Source organism: Microbacterium neimengense (genome assembly GCF_054782995.1).
The window spans coordinates 1-3426 of sequence record NZ_BAAGRK010000031.1 but is presented as its reverse complement, the minus strand read 5'-3'; the positions used below and the strand labels follow the sequence as shown (position 1 = coordinate 3426).

General features: G+C 34.2%; 2 protein-coding genes and 1 tRNA gene. All 3 read right to left on the bottom strand.

What is annotated here, in order from left to right:
• Positions 1-422: 422 nt before the first annotated feature.
• Positions 423-2396 carry an NADH-quinone oxidoreductase subunit L gene (gene nuoL, locus ACYVJS_RS16360; protein WP_460740902.1) on the bottom strand — a complete coding sequence of 658 codons (1974 nt, stop codon included), beginning with the start codon at positions 2394-2396 and terminating at the stop codon, positions 423-425.
• Positions 2396-2662, bottom strand: coding sequence for an NADH-quinone oxidoreductase subunit NuoK (nuoK, locus tag ACYVJS_RS16355; protein WP_460740901.1), 267 nt, complete (start codon positions 2660-2662; stop codon positions 2396-2398). The genes nuoL and nuoK overlap by 1 nt, the downstream gene beginning before the upstream one ends.
• Positions 2663-3306: 644 nt before the next feature.
• Positions 3307-3378 (bottom strand) — tRNA-Phe (locus ACYVJS_RS16350).
• Positions 3379-3426: the final 48 nt, after the last annotated feature.

Here is a 3426-nt window from a genome sequence, read left to right as displayed (position 1 = left end):
ATTACGTGCCCGTTTTTAAAATTAGGGGCGCCGCCCCTTACCCTTTGGGTTAGGGCAAGCCCTAAGCTCTGGCGGGGCTAAATTATTTAAAGCCCCCGTTTTTTAAACGGGGGCGCTTTAAAATTTTGCGGCACCGTACGCCAAAATTTTACGGGCGGCTTCGCCGCCCGCCAGCCCCCGGGGACGGGTTCACCCCGGACCTGGGGGCCCGGGGCGCCCCGCCCCGGGGATGATGTAGCATAACTGCCCTAAGCATGACGTTTTAAGAATATAAAATTTTTTTAATTAATTTAGTTTCCCATTTATTCGCGAGGCGGGCTACAACACACCTTAGAGTGATGATGTCACCGCCTCGCGACCATGGTACTTACAATATCACCGCGAGAAGGTATTAATTATGATATCGGGGAGTGGGGGGGTAATTATTTTTGTGTAGAATTAGTATTATTAGGTAATAAGAATACTGCCCATAATAGAAGAACAAATAGTCTAGGGTCTCCAATGAAGAAGATTAGAGTAATAAATAAAATTAAACCACTGAAAATATACATAGCATATGTAGGGATAAATCCAGAATCTAATGAAGTAACTTTATTAGAAGCAGATTTAAATACATTTACTAATCCATAAGGTCCAACTAATTCAATAGCTCCTCTATCAAGGATTTTATTAGTTGTATAACCGAAACTTAATAATTTATTTAAGATAAAATTATTATAAATATTATCAAAGAAATATTTTTGATTAAAGAATCGATAGATTCCTCGTCCTAAACTAGTACTAATAAATTGGTTAGGTAATGAATCGAAAATCCAATAAATAGCTAAAACTCCGAAAGTACCTAATAGACTACCAATAAGAGGTAAGAATTTCATAGACATAGGAAGTCCAAATTCAGTATCTACTAAAATAGAATGGTTAGGATGAATAAATAAAGCATTATTATAAAAATCTGTTCCCATACCTACAAATAGATCTTTAGTTACATAACCAAAGAAAATACTGAATACCGCTAATACAACTAAAGGAATTGCCATAATTAGAGGAGCTTCATGGATATTTTGATAATTAATTTTTGGACCATTTGGATAACCTAAGAAAGTTAAATATAAAGATCGGATAGAATACATAGCTGTAAATACTGCAGCTACAGAAGCTAACCAATATACTAAATTACCAGAGAAACTGTAGTGTCCATAAGCTAATTCAATAATTAAATCTTTAGAATAGAATCCAGTTAAGAATGGTAATGCCATTAAACTTAAAGATCCAATAACCATCATAGAATATGTAAATGGTAATAATCTTGATAATCCACCAAATTTTCTTAAATCTTGTTCATCATTCATTGCATGAATAACAGAACCAGCAGATAAGAATAATAGAGCTTTAAACCAAGCATGATTTACTAAATGAAATAATGCTACATTATATTGTGATAATCCACAAATTAAGAATAATAATCCTAATTGAGAACAAGTCGAATACGCAATAACTCGTTTTAAATCATTTTGTAATAATCCAGTAGTTGCTGCAAAGAAAGCAGTTAATGCACCTACCCAAGTAATTAAAATTAAAGCTGTTGATCCAAATTCTAAAATAGGAGAAGATCGTAGAAGTAAATAAACTCCTGCAGTTACCATAGTAGCCGCATGAATTAACGCTGAAACTGGTGTTGGTCCCTCCATTGCGTCGGGTAACCAAGTATGAAGACCAATTTGAGCTGATTTACCCATAGCTGCAATTAATAAACAGATAGAGATAATTGTAATTAATTCTTCGTTAATAAATGGAGCTAATGAAAATACTGTTGTAAAATCTAGGTTACCGAAAGTCCAGAAAATAGCCCAAAGACCGATACTGAAACCCCAATCACCTACTCTATTCATTACTAAAGCTTTAATTGCTGCTTTATTAGCTTGTAATCGAGTAAACCAGAAGTTAATTAATAGATAAGATGAAATACCTACTCCTTCCCAACCAATAAACATTACTAAATAATTATCACCTGTTACTAACATTAACATGAAGAATGTGAACATAGATAAATAAGCAAAGAATCTTTGATTATGAGGATCTTCACTCATATAATTTGTAGAATAAATATGTACTAAAGCAGATACAATAAGTACTGGTAGTAACATAGATACAGTTAAACTATCGTAAATAAATCCCCATGATACAAGTAAGAATTCTGAATCAATCCAACTCATTAATTTAATAGAAACTGGTGATTGACATAATCCTACTTCATAAAAAGCCACTAAAGCTAATAAAGCTGTTAAAACTAGAGAACTACAAGTAATTAAATGACTACCAGTTTTACCAACTTTTCTCCCTAAAAATCCAGCTACTGTAGCTGATAATAGGGGTAGTGTAAGAATAGCTAAATACATTATGCTTTAATTGCAATGCTACCTCTTAATCTATAATATGCAACTAGAATTCCTAGTCCAATAGCTGATTCTGCTCCTGCAATCGCAATAATATAAATACCATAAGTTTGACCTAAAATATCGTCAAAGCTAAATGAACTTAAGATAATTAATAACGTTACAGCTAATAGCATAATTTCGATGGAGATCAGCATAAGAATAATATTCTTTCGGTTAAGAATAAATCCTAAAATACCAATAAGGAATAATACCATCGATAAATTCATTATGTTTATTTGTAGTTAACTTTATAATTGTAATACTATAACTTTAGATAACCCTACATAACGAAGGGTCCTTGCCTAAAAATTTATTTTTTATAAATAATAACCTAATTGGTTATTATTTAAACAGGCCCCGGGTCGGCACCGCCGGACCTGGAGCTCAGGGGCGCGAGCCCCGAGGCAAAAAGTATTTTAAGCCCGTCGCGGTAAACTAACAATCAACAAAGCTGATATAGCTAAACGTACGATGTAATTTACCGGGCCGTTTTATTTCATTTATTAAAAAAATAAGATTCGGGGGATAACCCTCCTGGCATATTAAATAATAATTTATCAAATTATTATTTACAAAAATTTTATTTTTGACCAAGGGGCCCTGCCTAAAGGCAGGAGCCCTCCCGTGCCCTCTAAATTTTATTATTAAAACAAAACTAGAGGTCTTAGTTACAAAATATTCGATAATCAGCCGCCGAAAGCGGAGGTCCCGGCAAAGCCGGGAGACCGACCGCGCTTAAGGTGTAACTGGTAAAATGGGTCCTTTTGGGCCCTTTCTAGACCTATAATAATTATTAACATAACTATTTTTTGATTCACGAATAATTCTATACTTTTACAAAAGATTAGGCACATAAAACCCTTAAAATCATTGTCCTGGGGAAGAATTGAACTTCCTCACTACGATTTTCAGTCGTACGCTCTACCATTTAAGCTACCGGGACTTATATTTATCATATACAGGCCGCGTTAAAAACGCGGCCTGTTAAGAT

What these genes read in the sequence shown, in the direction of transcription:
- nuoL (WP_460740902.1), bottom strand. Translation starts at nt 2,396, where the DNA reads ATGTATTTAGCTATTCTTACACTACCCCTATTATCAGCTACAGTAGCT.
- nuoK (WP_460740901.1), bottom strand. Translation starts at nt 2,662, where the DNA reads ATGAATTTATCGATGGTATTATTCCTTATTGGTATTTTAGGATTTATT.